This is a genomic window from Sphaerisporangium rhizosphaerae (assembly GCF_042665155.1).
Taxonomy (GTDB): domain Bacteria; phylum Actinomycetota; class Actinomycetes; order Streptosporangiales; family Streptosporangiaceae; genus Sphaerisporangium; species Sphaerisporangium rhizosphaerae.
Genome location: NZ_JBHTCG010000026.1, coordinates 37,617 through 53,319, shown reverse-complemented (window position 1 = coordinate 53,319; position 15,703 = coordinate 37,617). Strand labels below are relative to the sequence as shown.

General features: G+C 71.9%; 12 protein-coding genes. 9 read left to right on the top strand and 3 right to left on the bottom strand.

What is annotated here, in order from left to right:
- Positions 1–100: 100 nt before the first annotated feature.
- The 4 genes from ACFQSB_RS29570 to ACFQSB_RS29555 all read left to right on the top strand — a co-directional run bounded on the left by ACFQSB_RS29570 (position 101) and on the right by ACFQSB_RS29555 (position 4,073).
- The gene (locus ACFQSB_RS29570) at positions 101–946 is read left to right on the top strand and encodes an ABC transporter ATP-binding protein (protein ID WP_354851586.1); all 846 of its coding nucleotides are present in this window, start codon (positions 101–103) and stop codon (positions 944–946) included.
- Complete coding sequence (locus ACFQSB_RS29565) at positions 943–1,800, top strand: ABC transporter permease (RefSeq protein ID WP_354851589.1); 858 nt, start codon at positions 943–945, stop codon at positions 1,798–1,800. Before ACFQSB_RS29570 ends, ACFQSB_RS29565 begins: the two co-directional genes overlap by 4 nt.
- Positions 1,800–2,207 (top strand): RrF2 family transcriptional regulator, encoded by a 408-nt coding sequence (locus ACFQSB_RS29560; protein ID WP_380830139.1) that lies wholly within the window; start codon positions 1,800–1,802, stop codon positions 2,205–2,207. Before ACFQSB_RS29565 ends, ACFQSB_RS29560 begins: the two co-directional genes overlap by 1 nt.
- Positions 2,208–2,339: 132 nt before the next feature.
- Positions 2,340–4,073, top strand: a complete 1,734-nt coding sequence (locus ACFQSB_RS29555) for a serine/threonine-protein kinase (RefSeq protein WP_380830137.1) — start codon at positions 2,340–2,342, stop codon at positions 4,071–4,073.
- Between the two features lie 48 nt (positions 4,074–4,121).
- Here the strand turns inward: ACFQSB_RS29555 and ACFQSB_RS29550 are convergent, their stop codons facing one another.
- A complete protein-coding gene (locus ACFQSB_RS29550) occupies positions 4,122–6,056 on the bottom strand; it encodes an amino acid transporter (protein WP_380830136.1) in 1,935 nt (644 codons plus the stop codon).
- A gap of 393 nt (positions 6,057–6,449) precedes the next feature.
- Here ACFQSB_RS29550 and ACFQSB_RS29545 point away from each other — a divergent pair, with 393 nt between their 5' ends.
- Positions 6,450–7,406, top strand: a complete 957-nt coding sequence (locus ACFQSB_RS29545) for an ATP-binding protein (RefSeq protein WP_380830134.1) — start codon at positions 6,450–6,452, stop codon at positions 7,404–7,406.
- Positions 7,407–7,607: 201 nt separating this feature from the next.
- Positions 7,608–7,994, top strand: coding sequence for an SCO5389 family protein (locus tag ACFQSB_RS29540; protein ID WP_354924152.1), 387 nt, complete (start codon positions 7,608–7,610; stop codon positions 7,992–7,994).
- A 92-nt stretch (positions 7,995–8,086) separates the two neighbouring features.
- Here ACFQSB_RS29540 and ACFQSB_RS29535 read toward each other — a convergent pair whose 3' ends face one another.
- On the bottom strand, positions 8,087–9,028 hold the full coding sequence (locus ACFQSB_RS29535; protein WP_354851607.1) for a LysR family transcriptional regulator: 942 nt from the start codon (positions 9,026–9,028) through the stop codon (positions 8,087–8,089).
- A gap of 97 nt (positions 9,029–9,125) precedes the next feature.
- Here ACFQSB_RS29535 and ACFQSB_RS29530 point away from each other — a divergent pair, with 97 nt between their 5' ends.
- A complete protein-coding gene (locus ACFQSB_RS29530) occupies positions 9,126–10,400 on the top strand; it encodes a pyridoxal phosphate-dependent aminotransferase (RefSeq protein WP_380830133.1) in 1,275 nt (424 codons plus the stop codon).
- A 52-nt stretch (positions 10,401–10,452) separates the two neighbouring features.
- Entirely contained in the window at positions 10,453–11,208 is a 756-nt protein-coding gene (locus ACFQSB_RS29525; protein ID WP_354851700.1) for a GNAT family N-acetyltransferase, read from the top strand.
- A 426-nt stretch (positions 11,209–11,634) separates the two neighbouring features.
- Here the strand turns inward: ACFQSB_RS29525 and ACFQSB_RS29520 are convergent, their stop codons facing one another.
- Entirely contained in the window at positions 11,635–12,123 is a 489-nt protein-coding gene (locus ACFQSB_RS29520; RefSeq protein WP_380830132.1) for a hypothetical protein, read from the bottom strand.
- Positions 12,124–12,528: 405 nt separating this feature from the next.
- On the opposite strand from ACFQSB_RS29520, the gene ACFQSB_RS29515 reads away from it, so the two are divergent.
- Positions 12,529–15,576 carry an AfsR/SARP family transcriptional regulator gene (locus tag ACFQSB_RS29515; protein ID WP_380830131.1) on the top strand — a complete coding sequence of 1,016 codons (3,048 nt, stop codon included), beginning with the start codon at positions 12,529–12,531 and terminating at the stop codon, positions 15,574–15,576.
- The last annotated feature ends 127 nt before the right edge of the window (positions 15,577–15,703 follow it).

Here is a 15,703-nt window from a genome sequence, read left to right as displayed (position 1 = left end):
GCTCCACCGGCGCCCCCGGACGGACGGGCACCGCAGGTCGAAACAGCCCAAACGGCGCCGACGGCCACCGGCCGGCGGGGGCGCCGGGTGAGGAGTCGAAGTGACAGCTCCGAGCAGGGAGCTGCGCTCCAGCCGGGTCGACGGGCACGAGCCCGCGGTCCGGCTGGACGCGGTCTCCAAGGTGTACGGCAGGGAGTTGCTCGCCCTGGACCGCGTCACGCTGTCGGTGGGCAAAGGCGAGTTCGCCTGCCTGCTCGGCGCGTCCGGTTGCGGCAAGAGCACGCTGCTCAACCTGGTCGCCGGGCTCGACCGCCCGACGGCCGGGACGATCGACACCGGCGGCGCGCGCATCGCGATGATGTTCCAGGAGCCGGCCCTGTTCCCGTGGCTCACGGTCTCCTCCAACATCGAGCTGGCCCTGCGGGTGACCGGCACCGCCCGGAACACCACCAAGAAGGAACGCCGCGCGCGGGCCGCCGAACTGCTGGAGACGGTCCACCTGGCCGGCTTCGGCGGCAAGCGGCCGCACGAGCTGTCCGGCGGCATGCGCCAGCGGGTCGCCCTCGCCAGGGCCCTCGCCCAGCGGGCCGACGTGCTGCTCATGGACGAGCCGTTCGGCGCGCTGGACGCGATGACCCGCGACCTGCTCCACGACGAGCTGGAGCGCATCTGGCGCGAGCGGGGGCTGACCGTCCTGTTCGTGACGCACAACGTGCGCGAGGCCGTCCGCCTCGGCGACCGGGTGGTCCTGCTGAGCAGCCGGCCGGGAACCGTCATCGAGGACTACGCCGTCACCCTGCCGCGCCCGCGACGCACCGACTCCGGCGAGGTCGCCGGTCTGGCCTCCACCATCACCGACCGGCTCCGCCAGGAGGTGCTGCGCCACGCCAGGCCGGCGCAGGCGGTGTCCGCGGCCGGCGCCGTCCCCGCGGGAGCCGACCGATGACCGCCGACGTCTCCCAGCACCTCGCCGGACTGGACGCGCTCGAGCTGTCGGGCCAGGAGCGGCGCGGCGTCGCCGCGCGCGTCTGGTCGCGGGCGTGGCCGATGATCGCGGCGATCTTCCTGGTCTTCGCCATCTGGGAGGTGGTGGTGCTCAGCGGCTGGCGTCCCGAGTACGTCCTCCCCGGCCCCATCACCGTCCTCGGCGAGCTCGGGCACCGCCTCGGCGACGGCGACTTCTACCAGGCCGTCGCGGTGACCATGCGCCGCGCCATCTTCGGGTTCGCGGTCGCCGTCCTTGTGGGGCTGGTGGTCGGCGCGGCGGTGTCCCGGGTGCGCCCGCTGCGCGCGGCGTTCGGCTCGCTGATCACCGGCCTGCAGACCATGCCGTCCATCGCGTGGTTCCCGCTGGCGATCCTGCTGTTCAAGCTGAGCGAGAGCGCCATCCTGTTCGTGGTCGTGCTCGGCGCCGCGCCGTCCATCGCCAACGGGCTGATCGCCGGCGTCGACTACACCCCGCCCATTCTGCTGCGCGCCGGGCACATCCTCGGCCTGCGGCGGCTGGCGCTGTACCGGCACGTCATCCTGCCCGCCTCGCTGCCCTCGTTCCTGTCGGGCCTCAAGCAGGGCTGGGCGTTCGCGTGGCGGTCCCTCATGGCGGGCGAGCTGCTGGTCATCATCGCGCACCAGACCTCGATCGGCGAGCAGCTCGACAACGCACGTGAACTGTCCGACGCACCCGGTCTCCTCGCGACGATGATCGTGATCCTGGTCATCGGCATCGTCGTGGACATGTGCTTCGGTGCGGCCGACAACGCTCTCAGGCGCCGCTGGGGGCTCGACCAGCCGGTCGGCTGATGCGGATCTCCGCCAGGACGCAGTACGCCCTCCGCGCCGCCGCAGAGCTCGCGGCCGCTCCTCCCGGCCCGGTGCCGGCCGAACGGATCGCGAGCTCCCAGGACATCCCCCGCAGGTTCCTGGACAACATCCTGCTCCAGTTGCGGCGCGCGGGGCTCATCGAGAGCCAGCGGGGTCCCGAGGGCGGGTACTGGCTCGCCCGGCCGGCCACCGAGATCACGCTGGCCGACGTCATCCTCGTCGTCGAGGGGGTGCCCTCCCACAGCGAGCGGTTCCCCGGGGTCGCGGGGCCGCTCGCCGAGGTGTGGTCCGCGCTGCGCACCTTCGAGAACGAGACGCTCACCGAGATCACCCTCGCCCACATCGCCACCGGCTCCCTCCCACCCCTCACCGCCCCACCCCTCTGAAAGCGTCGTGGACCGAGCAGGGCGGCGTCCTTCATGCGGGACGGCGTTGTTGGAGCGCGGTGGTGGCGGCAACTGTGGAAGACTTCCCGTCTGCTGACTTCTCGCTCTATCGCCCGCGAAGGGGCATTTTGGATGGGAACACCTGGGCAACTGGTGGTGAAGCGGTACCGGCTGGTGCGAGCCCTCGGGCAGGGCGGCATGGGAATGGTGTGGGAGGGGCACGACACGCTCCTCGACCGGCCGGTCGCCGTCAAGGAGGTCCTGGTCCCGCCCAGGCTCGACTCCCGCCAGCGGCTCCAGATGCTCCACCGGACCTCGCGCGAGGCCCGCACGGCGGCGCGGCTCAACCACCGCACCATCGTGGGCGTCTACGACGTGGCCGAGGAGGAGGGGCACCCCTGGATCATCATGGAGCTCGTCCCGTCCCGCTCCCTGGACCGCGTCCTCGGCAGCGAAGGGCCGCTCTCGGTGCCCCGGGCCGCGACGATCGCGAGCGAGGTGCTCACGGCCCTGTCGCTCGCGCACGCCGCCGGCGTCGTCCACCGTGACGTGAAACCGGCGAACATCCTGATCGGCTACGACGGCCGGGTGGTGCTCAGCGACTTCGGCATCGCCACCTCGCTCGGCGACCCGTACGCGCAGCGCAGCGGCACCATAGGGTCGCCCGGTTTCGTCGCGCCCGAGCGCCTCGACGGCGCGCCCGCCGCCCCCGAGGGCGACCTGTGGTCGCTGGGCGCCACGCTGTTCGCGACCGTCGTCGGCCGCCCGCCGTTCGAGAACTCCATGGGGCCGCTCGCCTCGCTGCTCACCCAGGACGCCGAACTGGCCCGGGTGCCCGTCGAACTGCGCCCGGTGCTCGCCGGCCTGCTGGCCAAGGACCCGGCGAAGCGGATGAGCGCGTCGGCGGCCAAGGCGCTGCTGGAGCCGCTCCGCTCACCGGCGACGACGCCCGCCGCGACCACCCCGAGACTGGCCGGCCACACCAAGCTGCTGGCCGGCGTGGCGGCGGCCGTGGTGATCGCGAGCGCCGTCGGCGGGTGGGCGATGCTGCGCCCGCCGGACACCACGCCCGCCGGACGGGACGGCGTGCCGTCCACGGAGGCTCCCACGTCGAGCACGCTGTCCAGCCGCGCGGCCGCCCCCGCGACGGCGTCGCCCAGCCCGGACCGGTTGCGGATGAAGTGGTACGACGCGGACGCGGGCTGGAGGGCCGGCGTCCCGCGCGGCTGGCGACTGTCCGTACAAGACGGCCGGCACACCTGGGCGGCGCCGACGGGCACCGCCTACCTGGGCGTGGAGGTCGTCGACGCCCGTGGGCGGGACCCGTTGGACCTGCTCACCGAGGTCGAGACGTCCCTGTCCAGGTCGGTGCGCAAGTACCGCAGGATCCGCCTGGAGAAGCTCCCCGCCACCCCGGCGACACCGGCGAGCTTCGCACGATCCTCCACCTCCACCACATCGCCGACACCGGGAGCACCCACGACGCCGGGAGCACCGACCACACCGAGAACACCCACGACGCCCGGAGCATCGGCGACACCGAGGACACCCACCACGCCGGGAGCATCGGCGACGCAGCCGACACCGGCCGACGGCGGCACACCCGGAGTCACCTTGGCCGTGCGCAGGGGCTCCGCTCCCGCCAAGGGCGTGGTCGTCGCGGAATGGGAGAGCACCTGGACCGGCCCCGGCTACCACTCATGGGCCGTCAAGGGCGTCCCGTACCACGAGCTGCAGCGGGTGATCATCTCTGGCGGCCGGATCAGCGTCATCGACTGGGTGACCACCCGCACCGAGTGGGACCGCCTCAAACCCACCCACGACGCCGTGCTGAAGTACTACCACCCCCCAACCCCCCGCCCCTGAGGCCCCACCCACCGGCTCCCCGACAGGCGACCGATGTGGATCCGGGGGTCAGCCGACGTGGACCGGGGGACGGCGGGTGTCGTCGGGTTCGGCTTGGCGGAGGACCTCGCGGGTGAGGGGGGCGACGTCGCCGCCGCCGAAGACCAGGTAGCGCAGGAGCGCGGCGATCGGGTTGCCCTCGGACCAGTGGAAGTAGACGTGCGGGAGCTTGTCCGTCTCGTCGCGGATGTGCAGCAGGACGGCCGCGATCGTGTTCGGGACCGTCGCGGCCTCGACCGTGAGGATCTTGTAGCCGTGGCGCTCCTCGCCCCGCACGCACAGCTCGGAGTGGAACTCCGAGGCGTCCTCGATGGTGACCTCCAGGAAGAGCAGAGGCTCGTCGTCGGGGAGGTGGTTGTTGCGGCGGGTCTCGTAGTCCTTGTCGGCGTACTCCTGCTGGTCGCGGGCGTCGGGCTCGTTGGCGATGATGCGGATCTTCCCGGGCACGTCGATGAGGCGCTTGGCCTCCTCGTCCAGTTCGATGGCGCTGACCCGCAGCTCGGTGGAGCGGGTGGCCCGGGAGATGAGCGAGGTGACGATGATGGCCAGCACGAAGAAGAACGCGATCTTCAACCCGTCGGGGCGCTCGATGATGTTGGCGATCGCGGTGTAGGCGAGGATCAGCGCGACCACGCCGAAACCGATGGTCCTGCGGAGATGGCGCTTCTGCCAGCAGGACAGCGTCACCGCGACGGCGGCCGAGAGGATCAGCGCCAGCACGCCGGTGGCGTACGCGCCGCCCTGCTCTTCGACGCCGGCGTCGAAGAAGACGGTGATGGCGAAGGCGATGGCGGTGAACACCAGCACGAGGGGGCGAACGGCCCGCGTCCAGTCGGGAGCCATGCCGTAGCGGGGAAGATAGCGCGGCACGATGTTGAGCAGGCCGGCCATGGCCGACGCCCCGGCGAACCACAGGATGGCCATCGTGCTCAGGTCGTACACGGTGCCGAACAGGTCGCCGAGATAGGTGTGGGCGAGGTAGGCGAGCGCCCGCCCGCTGGCCTTTCCGCCCTCGTGGAATTCCTTGGCCGGGATGAGCACGCTGGTGGCGAAGCTGCTGGCGATGAGGAACACGCTCATGATGAGCGCGGCGGTGGTGAGCAGCAGTTTGGCGCCCTTGACGCGCTGCGCCAGGTCGCCCTTGACCAGCGGCATCACCGCGACGCCGGTCTCGAAGCCCGACAGGCCGAGCGCGAGCTTGGGCATCACGAACAGCGAGACGGCGATCATGGCGAGCGGCCCTGAGTGCTCGGTGACCAGAGCCTGCCGCCAGTCGCCCACCAGGGCGGGGTGGGCCACCGCCTGCGCGACGGCCGTGACCACCACCACGACGTTCAGCGCGAGGTAGACCGCGACGAGCACGACCGCCAGGCCGATGGCCTCACTGAAGCCGCCGAGGAACACCACGCCGAGCAGGGCGATGAGCAGCAGCGTGATCGGGACCTTCCACCCCTCGAAGAAGTCGGGGACGAAGGGATTCTGCAGGAGGTGGGCCGTCGCGTCGGCGGCCGACAACGTGATGGTGACGACGAAGGCCGTGGCGACGAACCCGAGCAGGAACAGCACGAGCAGCTTGCCCCGCCACCCGGGCAGCAGGCCCTCGAGCATGGACAGCGAGCCGAGGCCGTTGGGGCTCTCGGCGGCCACCGCGCGATAGGTGGGCAGGGCGCCGAACAGCGTGAGCGCGACGAGCAGCAGCGTGGCGACGGGGGACAACGCGCCGGCGGCCAGCGCGGCGATGCCCGGCTGGTAGCCGAGGGTCGAGAAGTAGTCGACACCGGTGAGGCACATGACCTGCCACCAGTGGTGCTGCTCGTGCGGCGCCGGCTCGGCGTGGTGACCGACGGACTTGCGGTCGGACTGCAGAAGCCCGTGCAACAGCCAGGCACGGAGCTTGTCGTCGGCGCGTTCGTCGGACGCCGGCGGAGTCGAAGTGGCCGCCACCCGTATCACCCTCTCAGTGCTTGGACGACAGGAACCCTACTCAACGCGCGCCGCCCTCAGCCCACCGAATCCACCGGCTGTGGACAGAGAACGTCTTCCCGCAGCTTTTCTCGGACAGAAAGGGCGAACAGCAACCGCGCTTGTGGACAACGCACCGGCCGGCCGCCGGGGACAAGGGACGCTTGCCCGACCGCCGCCCACAGGTTGTGGACGGCCGCCGCGCCGGCCCGGGCCAGGACTGCCCGACGGGCCTCGGACAAGCCTCGAGCAGGGCAAGAGCAGGTGAAAGACGAGCCGGAGGAGCCGGAAGCCGACGAGGAGAGCCGGTGCGGCGTGGCATGATGAGGCCGCCGGTACTTGCAATGGTTTTCATAACCAGATTGGATATCCCGCATGAGAGTCGCCTTCGTCGGCAAGGGCGGCAGCGGCAAGACCACGCTGTCGTCGCTCTTCGCCCGCTACGTCGCACGCCAGGGCGGCCCCGTGGTCGCCATCGACGCCGACATCAACCAGCACCTCGGCCTGGTCCTGGGCCTGGACCCGGCCGCGCTGCCCGAGCCGCTGGGCGCCCACATCGGCGAGATCAAGGAGTACCTGCGCGGCGAGAATCCGCTGATCGCCTCCGCCGGCTCCATGGTCAAGACGACTCCGCCCGGCCGCGGGTCGCGCCTGGTCGGTCTCGACGACCCCTTCTTCGCCGACCGGTTCACCACCGCCGTCCAGGGGTTCGGCCTCATGGTCACCGGCCCTTTCAGCGAGGACGACCTCGGCGTCGCCTGCTACCACTCCAAGGTCGGCGCGGTCGAGCTGTTCCTCAACCATCTGGTCGACGGCCGCGACGAATACGTCATCGTCGACATGACCGCCGGCGGCGACTCCTTCGCCTCGGGCATGTTCACCCGGTTCGACATGACCTTCCTGGTCGCCGAGCCCACCCGGCAGGGCGTCAGCGTCTACCGCCAGTACCGCGACCACGCCCGCGACTTCGACGTGCCCATCGCGGTGGTCGGCAACAAGGTCCACTCCGCGGCCGACGTCGCCTTCCTCCAGGAGCAGGTGGGCGAGGACCTATTGGTGTGCCTGGAGCACTCGCCGGCCGTCCGCGCCATGGAGCAGGGCCGCGCGTTCACCCTGGAGGACCTGGAGCCGGCCAACCGGCAGGCCCTCGTGACGCTCCTCGCGCGCGTACAGGCGCAGGAGAAGGACTGGGAGAGGTTCGGCCGGCAGACCATCGACTTCCATGTCCGCAACGCCGAAGCCTGGGCGAACCGCGCCACCGGGGAAGACCTGCGCAAGCAGATCGACCACGGCTTCGTCTTCGGCGAGCGCCCCACCGTCCCCGCCGGATGACGCGAACGACCCGGATGACACCGGACGGCGCCGCACGAGCCTGCACGAGGCTGTGAGGCCGCGATGCCGGAACGCCGGACGACGCCGGACGACCCCCGCGGCGGCACGCGCCGCCCATGTGACCGTCCCCCCACCGCCACCTGGAGCCGGTCCGACCTGACGCCTGACGTCGGACCCGCCCATCTCGAGAGGAGAACCCGCATGTCGCTGACCGTTCCGAACGAGCTCGTCGACCAGGCCCGCGCGGGCGACGTCGACGACGAGGCGTTCCTCGCCTGCGTCCGCGACTCGCTCCCCTACGCCTGGTCCCTGATCACCGGGCTGGTCCGGGAACGCGAGCAGAGCGGCGCCGAGTTCGCCGACAACCTCACGCCGCCGCCGGACGAGGCGGCGCGGGGCCAGCTGCTGCGCTGCTTGGCGAGCGACGCGATGCGCGGCGCGCTCGAACGGCACTTCGGGGTGCGGCTCGCCTTCCAGAACTGCCACCGCGTCGCGGTCTTCGACCCCGCGGCCGAGAAGGCGCACGCGCAGTTCGTCACCGCCCGTGCGCAGATCCTCAACCAGCGGCCCGACCTGGTCGACTGCTGACCTGAGGCGCGGCGGCGGCCCGGCTTCCGGCCCCGCCCGCCCCGCCGTCCTCGCCCCGCCCGGTCCCGCACCGCCACGGCGGCCGCGCCCCGCTAGTCGGTGGAGGACCGGACGGGCGCGAGGTCGGCGGCGAGGTAGCGGGCCGCCACGTGCAGGGCTCGCAGCGTCGCGGCGACCGACGGACGGTTGACGCTCGCCGTCCTGACGACGGCCCGCACCTCCCGGGTGACCGGGTTGCCGGGTATCTCGCGCACCGCGACGCCCCGCACCCCGGCGGCCAGGGCCAGCGCCGGCACCGCGGCGATGCCGATGCCCTTGGCGACCAGGCTGAGGATGGTGCCGAGCCCTTCGAACTCCCACGGCACCGGCAGGGCGCCTCCGACGTCCGACAGCAGGCGGTCCACCGCCATCCGCGACGGTTCTCCGTCGGGGGTGGCCATCCACGGCTCGTCGCGCAGGGTCAGCATGTCGACCGGGACCGACGGGTCGGCCATCCGGTGCCGGCGGGGCACGACGAGCACGATGGGGTCGTGCAGCAGCGGCAGCACGCGCAAGGTGTCGGTGCCGCGCGAACGCATGCCGCCGTACCAGTCGTCCACGAGCGCGATGTCCGCCTCTCCCGCCTCGACCTCCCTGATGCCGCGGCCGGACCGGCCCTGGCGCAGCCGCAGCGACAGTGCGGTGTGCCGGCGCAGCGACCGCACGAGGACCGGGGCGAAGGCGACGGCCGCCGTGGGGAAGGCGGTCACGACAACGCGCCCCGAGGGCGTGGCGGCATGGGCCGACAGGTCGGACTCGGCGGTCTCCACCATGGCGAGGATGCGTTCGGCGTGCTCGACGAGCCGGTACCCGGCCTCCGTGAGTTCGGCGCTGCGGGATGTGCGGTCCAACAGCGCCGAACCCGACTCGCGTTCCAGGGTCGCGAGCTGCTGCGACACCGCCGAGGCGCTGTAGCCGAGCGCCGCCGCCGTGGCGGCGATGCTGCCCCTGCGCGCGAACTCGCGGAGCAGGGACAGCCGCCGTAAGTCGAGCATCGGTTCTCCTTGTGCTCACCACCGAAAAGCCTCGCTTGTGCCGATGGGTGTACCCGTTCAAGCTGGGCAGGTCCCCAGACACCAGGAGGTTATGACGATGAATGTCACCCTTTCAGCAACCCTGGCAGCTAATGAGGACATCGCCCGAAGACGCCGCGCCGGAGAACGGGTTCTCAACCTGGCCTTCGGCGAGGCGGGCCTCCCCGTCCACCCGGCACTGCGCGAGCGCCTCGAGGCGGCCTCGCGGGAGAACGGTTACGGGCCGGTCGCCGGCGCGGCGGCCCTGCGCGAGGCCGCGGCCGGCTACTGGGAGCGCCGCGGGCTGCCCACCGATCCCGACCTGGTGGTCTGCGGCCCGGGCAGCAAGCCGCTGCTGTACGCCCTGCTGCTGGCGATCGGCGGCGACATCGTGCTGCCGATGCCGAGCTGGGTGAGCTACGCGGCCCAGACCGGTCTGGCCGGCGTGCAGCCGATCATGGTGCCGGCGCCCTCCGGCGAGGGGGGGACGCCCGATCCCGAGCAGGTGGCCGCGGCGGTCTCACGCGCGCGCGCCCGGGGACGCACGGTCGGCTCGGTGCTGGTGACGCTGCCCGACAACCCGACCGGCAGGCTCGCGACCCCGCGGACCGTGCGGCGCCTGGCCCAGGTCGCCCGCGAGCTGGACCTGACGATCATCTCCGACGAGATCTACCGCGACCTCGTCCACGATCCCGATGCCGAGTTCCTCAGCCCGGCGGACGTCGCGCCCGAGCGCACCGTGGTCACCAGCGGGCTGAGCAAGAGCCTCGCCCTCGGCGGGTGGCGCATCGGCGTGGCGCGGCTGCCCTCGTGGCCGCTCCGGGAGGCGATGCTCGCCGTGGCCTCGGAGATCTGGTCCAGCCCGGCCGCCCCGGTGCAGCACGCCGCGGCCTACGCCTACACCGAACCGCCGGAGCTGGTCGAGCGGGTGGCCGCGAGCAGGAGGCTGCACGGCATCGTGGCCCGCGCGGTGGCCGGCCGCTTCACGCGGGCGGGCGCCATCGTGGCCGAGCCCCAGGGCGGCTTCTACCTGTATCCCGACCTCACTCCGCTCGGACGGTCCGGCACCTCAGGCGAGCTGGCCACCGTCCTGCTCGAACGGCACGGCGTGGGCGTCCTGCCCGGCTCCGCCTTCGGCGACCGGCCCGCCGACCTGAGCGTCCGAGTCGCCACGAGCCTGCTGTACGGCGAGGACGAGGAGCGGCGGCTGGCCGCGCTCGACAGCCCGGAACCGCTCGAACTGCCGTGGGTGGCGGCCGCCCTTTCGCACCTTGACGGCGCCCTCGCGGCGCTCACTCCGAGGGGGTGTCCGGCGGCCTGGCCGCCCGCCTCGCTGGCACCGGCGGCACCCTGATCGGCATTACCGAACCTTTACCGTCGGCCAGCACCGGAACAGTGCGGTGATCATGGCTCTGACCTGCGCCTTTACCCTCATGATCACCGCTTTCCTGGACGCTCACCTAGAAGTTCCATCCGATTTGGCGCAGAGTCTGCAATGGAGCCCTCATCATGTGCTCATGCCCGCTTTTGTCACCCTGTCCGGGCGCTCCGTGCGCCTGGAACCACTCAGCCTCGCGGTGGTCGACGACCTGGTCGCTGCGGCGAGTGAAGACCGTTCCACCTACGCCTTCACTCGGGTTCCCGCCAGTCGGGAAGAGATGACCTCGTACGTCGAGGCCGCTCAGGCTGAGCAGGCGGAGGGCCGCACCATGCCCTTCGCCATCCGGTGGCTGCACACCGACAGAGTCGTCGGTGCCACCCGTCTCATGCACCTGGAGTACTGGCAGGGACCCCTGCCCTGGCCTCCCGGCACGCGGGGCGTGGTGGGCGAGGTCCCGTCCGTGGCGGACATCGGTTACACCTGGCTGGCCGCATCGGCCCAGGGCACCAGCGTGAACCGGGAGAGCAAGTACCTGATGCTCTCGCTCGCCTTCGAGACCTGGCAGGTCCACCGCATCACCCTCAAGGCAGACGTACGCAATCTGCGTTCCCGGGCCGCCATCGAGGCCCTCGGCGCACACCTGGACGGTGTGCGGCGGGCGGACAGCCGAGGCGCCGACGACACGGTCCGAGATACCGCGTACTACTCCATCCTGGCCGGTGAATGGCCGGTGGTTCGAGAACGGATGCACGCGAGACTCGGTCTCGTGGAAGCCGCGTGAGCTCCCCGTCCCTTCGATGAACCCATGGAACGCGCAGCCCGCCCGGTAGCCTCCCCGGCCACTGGGCGGGCTGTGTGTTTCCCCCCGCTTCCCCCGTGTACTGCGAGCTCCCCCTGCTCTCCGGGTCTCCCCGGCACCACCCCCGTGTCTCCGGTTCCCCGGCGCACCCCCCGTGCGACGACTCTCCGGCACTTCCCCCGCGTTCCCGGCTCCCCGGCGCACCCCCCGTGCGGCCCGGCTCCCCGGCACTTCCCCCGTGTCACTCCGGGTCTCCCCGGTGAACAACGCCCCAGGAGGTCTCACTTCCCCCGTTCAACCCCCTGGGGCGTCCCCTGTGGTGCTCCCGCGGCGCGTCCCCAACGTGCCGCGGGCTCGCCGCGCGGATCAGGCCGTGGCCTCATCCGGCGGACGCCTCGGTGGCGTGGATCACTCGTCGCCGTCGCTCTCGTAGACGTAGTTCCAGCGGCCGCAGTACTTCTTCGCGGCGTGGTGGTTGTCCCAGTAGCAGACGCGGACCGAGATGTTGTCGACGTCGTCGGAGGAGAAGTGGAAGTAGCGGGACCCGCTGGAGCCGCACTTCTTGGCCCAGTACGTCGAGTCGTCGCCGTCCTCGTTCTCGAACCTGACCTGGACGTAGCCGCAGAGCCAGCCCGGCGAGGACTTGTCGTACAGCCGGCCCTCGACGTGGAAGTCGCCGTCCTCGTCCTCGTAGACGGTGCCGCGGGCCTTGGCGCGGGAGCCGTTGAAGTACTTGGAGTAGTAGTAGCCCCAGTCGTCGTCGAAGTCGTAGCTGGAGGCGGAGGCCGTCTTCGTGGCGGTCGCCGCGGAGGCGGAGGTGGCGAGGGCGGGGAGGCCCACCGCGATGACGGCGGAGGCTGCGGCCAGGCCCAGGACGTTGCGGATCGAGCGGTGCATTGCGGTTCTCCTATTGCGGGTTCCCCCGTGTGCTTGGTGCTTCGGGGCTTATGACCAAATTGATAGAACCCATCGCCTGCAGGGCGCTTACAACGGCCTTACCTCCGCCTGCAAGGCACTTGCCCGGCTCCTGCCGGATCCCGGTTCCCCTGACCCGGATCCGGCGGCGGTGCCGCCGCCGCCCGTGACCGCCCCCCTTCGGTGGGCCGCGTTCGACGTGCCATCAGCATCGCCGCGACCGGTCAACGGCAGATCAACGAGAAATCAACGACTCGATTAACGCGACGGGCGCCGCATAGGGAATAAAGCATGTGGGGACCTATCATTTGCCAATAGAACCGTCTTGAGGGTGGAGAAGCAGGGAAAATGGCTGGTCAAGAGGCTGCGGCTGGCCTTCGCTTCGCGGTGCTCGGACCGGTTCAGGCCTGGCTGTCCGGCCGCGAGGTCGAATTGGGCACCCCTCTGCAACGATCCATCCTCGCCATGCTGCTGCTCCGCGAGGGCCGCGCGGTGACCCCGATGGAGATGATCGACGCCATCTGGGGGGAGGACGCCCCGCCGCGCGCGCTCGGCGCGCTGCGCACGTACGTGTCGCGGCTGCGGGCCGTACTGGAGCCGGACCGCTCGCCCCGCATGCGCCCTGAGCTGCTCACATCGGTGGGACGGGGGTACGCGCTGCGCCTGGCGCCCGACGCCCTGGACCTGACGCTCTTCGAGCGTTCCGTGGCCGCCGCGGAGGCGCGGCGCAAGGCGGGCGACCTGCCGGGCGCGGCCGCCACCGTGCGCGACGCCCTCGCCCTGTGGTCGGGAGAACCGCTCGCCGGGGCGCTCGGCCCGTACATCGAGAGCCAGCGCGGCAGGCTCGTCGAGCGGCGCATCGGCGTCGTCGAGAGCCTGATGGAGCTGGACCTCCAGCTCGGCCGGCACGCCGACGTCATCCCCGAGCTGATCGCACTGACGGCCGAGCACCCACTGCGCGAGCGACTGCGCGGCCAGCTCATGCTCGCCTACTACCGCTGCGGGCGTCAGGCCGAGGCGCTGGCGGTGTTCTCCGACACCCGGCGGGCCCTGGTGGAGGAGCTGGGCATCGACCCCGGCCACGAGCTGTCCTCGCTCCACCAGCGCATCCTCGGCGCCGATCCGCGGCTCGCGTGGGCGCCCACCGCGCAGGAACGGCGCCCCGCGGCCCCGCCCGCCCCGGCGGGGACCGCCGACCGCCGCGAGCAGGGCGGCGCCCCGCACACCCCCGCCGCGAGGACCACGGGCGAGACGCCCTTCCCCGGCGCGGAGAGCGCCGAGGCCGAGCACGAGGGCTTCCAGGAGATGCCCCGTCCCGCCCAGCTCCCGGCCGCCGTCAGCGACTTCACCGGCCGCAGGCAGGTCGTCAACCGGCTGCGCACGCTGCTGACCAGCGCCACCGGCACCGAGGGCATGCCCGTCGCGGCCGTCTCGGGCATCGGCGGGGTCGGCAAGACGGCGGTCGCCGTGCACGTGGCCCACTCGCTGCACGACGTGTTCCCCGACGGGCAGTTGTACGCCGACCTGCGCGGCTACGGCAAGGAGCCGACGGCCCCCGAGTCGGTGCTGGCGGCGTTCCTGCGGGCGCTCGGCATCCCGGTGGACATCATCCCCGACGGCCTCGCCGAGCGCGGCGCGCTGTTCCGTTCGCTGCTCGCCGACCGGCAGATGATCGTCCTGCTGGACAACGCCCGCGACGCCGAGCAGGTGGAGCACCTGCTGCCCGGGACGGCCGGGTGCGCGGCGATCATCACGAGCCGGGGCAAGCTGGCCGACCTGCCCTCGGCCCGGCTGCTGGATCTCGAGGTCATGGAGCCGGACGAGGCGCTGACGCTGTTCTCGGCGGTCGCCGGCGCCGAGCGGGTGGCGGCGGAGCGCCCCGCGGCCATGGACGTGGTCGCCATCTGCGGCTTCCTGCCGCTGGCCGTCCGCATCGTCGCGGCCAGGCTCGCGGCCCGGCCGTCGTGGACGGTGGCCTCGCTGGTGCCCCGGCTCGCGGACGAGCGCCGGCGCCTCTCCGAGATGCGCATCGGGCACCTGGCCGTGGACGCCACCTTCTCGCTGGGCTACGGGCACCTGGACCCCGGCCAGGCGCGGGCCTTCCGCCTGCTCTCGCTGCCGAACGGACCGGACATCGGCATCCAGGCGGCCTCGGCGGTGCTGTCGCTCAGCATGATCGAGACCGAGGACATCCTGGAGTCGCTGGTCGACGTCAGCCTGCTGGAGGCCCCGGCGCCCGGCCGGTACCGCTTCCACGACCTGCTGCGGCTGTTCGCCCGCAAGCAGGCGGAGGCCACCGAGAGCCCCGAGGCGGGGGCGCTGGCGCTGCGCCGGCTGCTCGGGTTCTACCTGACCTCGGCCCAGGCGGCGCACCGGCTCGCCTACGAAGGCAGCGTGATCTCCGACCACCTGGTGTCCTCGGGCGTGCCCGGCCGGACCTTCGCGGGCGCCGACGAGGCCGTGACCTGGCTGACCGTCGAGGCCGAGGCGATGTTCGCCATCATCGGGCAGATCGCCGAGTCCGGCCCCTCCGCCGAGGCGCTGTCGCCCGCCGCCGACCTGCTGGTCGCGATGGAGCCGCTGCTGGAGTCCGGCGCCTACGGCCGCGAGTTCGTCTCACGCACCGGCGCGGTGATCGCCGCGGCGCAGGCCGTCAACGACAAGGTCAGCGAGCTGCGCTGCCGGTACGTCCTGGGCCGCGTGCTGTTCGGCAGCAACCGGATGGACGACGCCGAGGAGCAGTTCCGCGCGGCCCTGGACCTGGCCGACTCGACCGGCGACCACATCGTCAGGGGGGAGATCTACAACGGCCTGGCCGTCGTCGCCGGGCGCAGGCGCCGCCACCAGGACGCGCTGGCCCTGTTCGACTCGGCGCTCAAGGCCTACCAGGACATCGGCGCGGCGGCCGGAGAGGCCCTGGTGGCCAGCTACTCCGCCCGCGACCATCTGGGCCTGGGCAACAGCGAGGAGGCGATCGCCGCCGCCCACCGGGGGCTGGCGATCTTCACCGAGCTGGGGAGCGAGCCGGGCATGGCCCGCGCGCGGTACCAGCTCGGCATCGTCCTGTCACGGGTGGGCCGCCTCACCGAGGCGGTCGTCCATCACGCCGAGTGCCTGGACTTCTTCCGCGCCGGCGGCCAGAAGGTGTGGGAGCAGCGGGTGTGCACCCGGCTCGCCGAAACGTTCATCGCCGCCGAGCGTTACAAGGACGCGGCGCGGTACGCCGAGCAGGCGCTCACGCTGAGCAGGGAGATCGGGCACCCGTACGGCGAGGCGCTGTCGCTGACCGTGCTAGGCCGTGCCCTCACCGGGCTCGGCAGCGTCCGGCGCAGCGGCGACTGCCTCAAGCGGGCCCTGGACATCTTCACCCGGCTGGGCTCCCCCGAGGCCGACGACCTGCGCGCGCTCCTGAAGCTGGATCAGGTCGGCGATTAGCTCGCGGACCCCGCTCATGGGTTCGTCGTCCAACCTGGTCATCCACACGTGATTTATCACTCTGCATCCCGATATGTCGCATGACGGCGTTGTCTGCCCTATCTGGGGGTGAAAGTGCCCGGCCGGT

Excerpts from the sequence above, each read along its gene's own strand:
- ACFQSB_RS29565 (WP_354851589.1), top strand. The coding sequence starts at position 943 with ATGACCGCCGACGTCTCCCAGCACCTCGCCGGACTGGACGCGCTCGAG.
- ACFQSB_RS29540 (WP_354924152.1), top strand. The coding sequence starts at position 7,608 with ATGTCGCTGACCGTTCCGAACGAGCTCGTCGACCAGGCCCGCGCGGGC.
- ACFQSB_RS29520 (WP_380830132.1), bottom strand. The coding sequence starts at position 12,123 with ATGCACCGCTCGATCCGCAACGTCCTGGGCCTGGCCGCAGCCTCCGCC.
- ACFQSB_RS29535 (WP_354851607.1), bottom strand. The coding sequence starts at position 9,028 with ATGCTCGACTTACGGCGGCTGTCCCTGCTCCGCGAGTTCGCGCGCAGG.
- ACFQSB_RS29530 (WP_380830133.1), top strand. The coding sequence starts at position 9,126 with ATGAATGTCACCCTTTCAGCAACCCTGGCAGCTAATGAGGACATCGCC.
- ACFQSB_RS29525 (WP_354851700.1), top strand. The coding sequence starts at position 10,453 with ATGGCTCTGACCTGCGCCTTTACCCTCATGATCACCGCTTTCCTGGAC.
- ACFQSB_RS29560 (WP_380830139.1), top strand. The coding sequence starts at position 1,800 with ATGCGGATCTCCGCCAGGACGCAGTACGCCCTCCGCGCCGCCGCAGAG.
- ACFQSB_RS29545 (WP_380830134.1), top strand. The coding sequence starts at position 6,450 with ATGAGAGTCGCCTTCGTCGGCAAGGGCGGCAGCGGCAAGACCACGCTG.
- ACFQSB_RS29555 (WP_380830137.1), top strand. The coding sequence starts at position 2,340 with ATGGGAACACCTGGGCAACTGGTGGTGAAGCGGTACCGGCTGGTGCGA.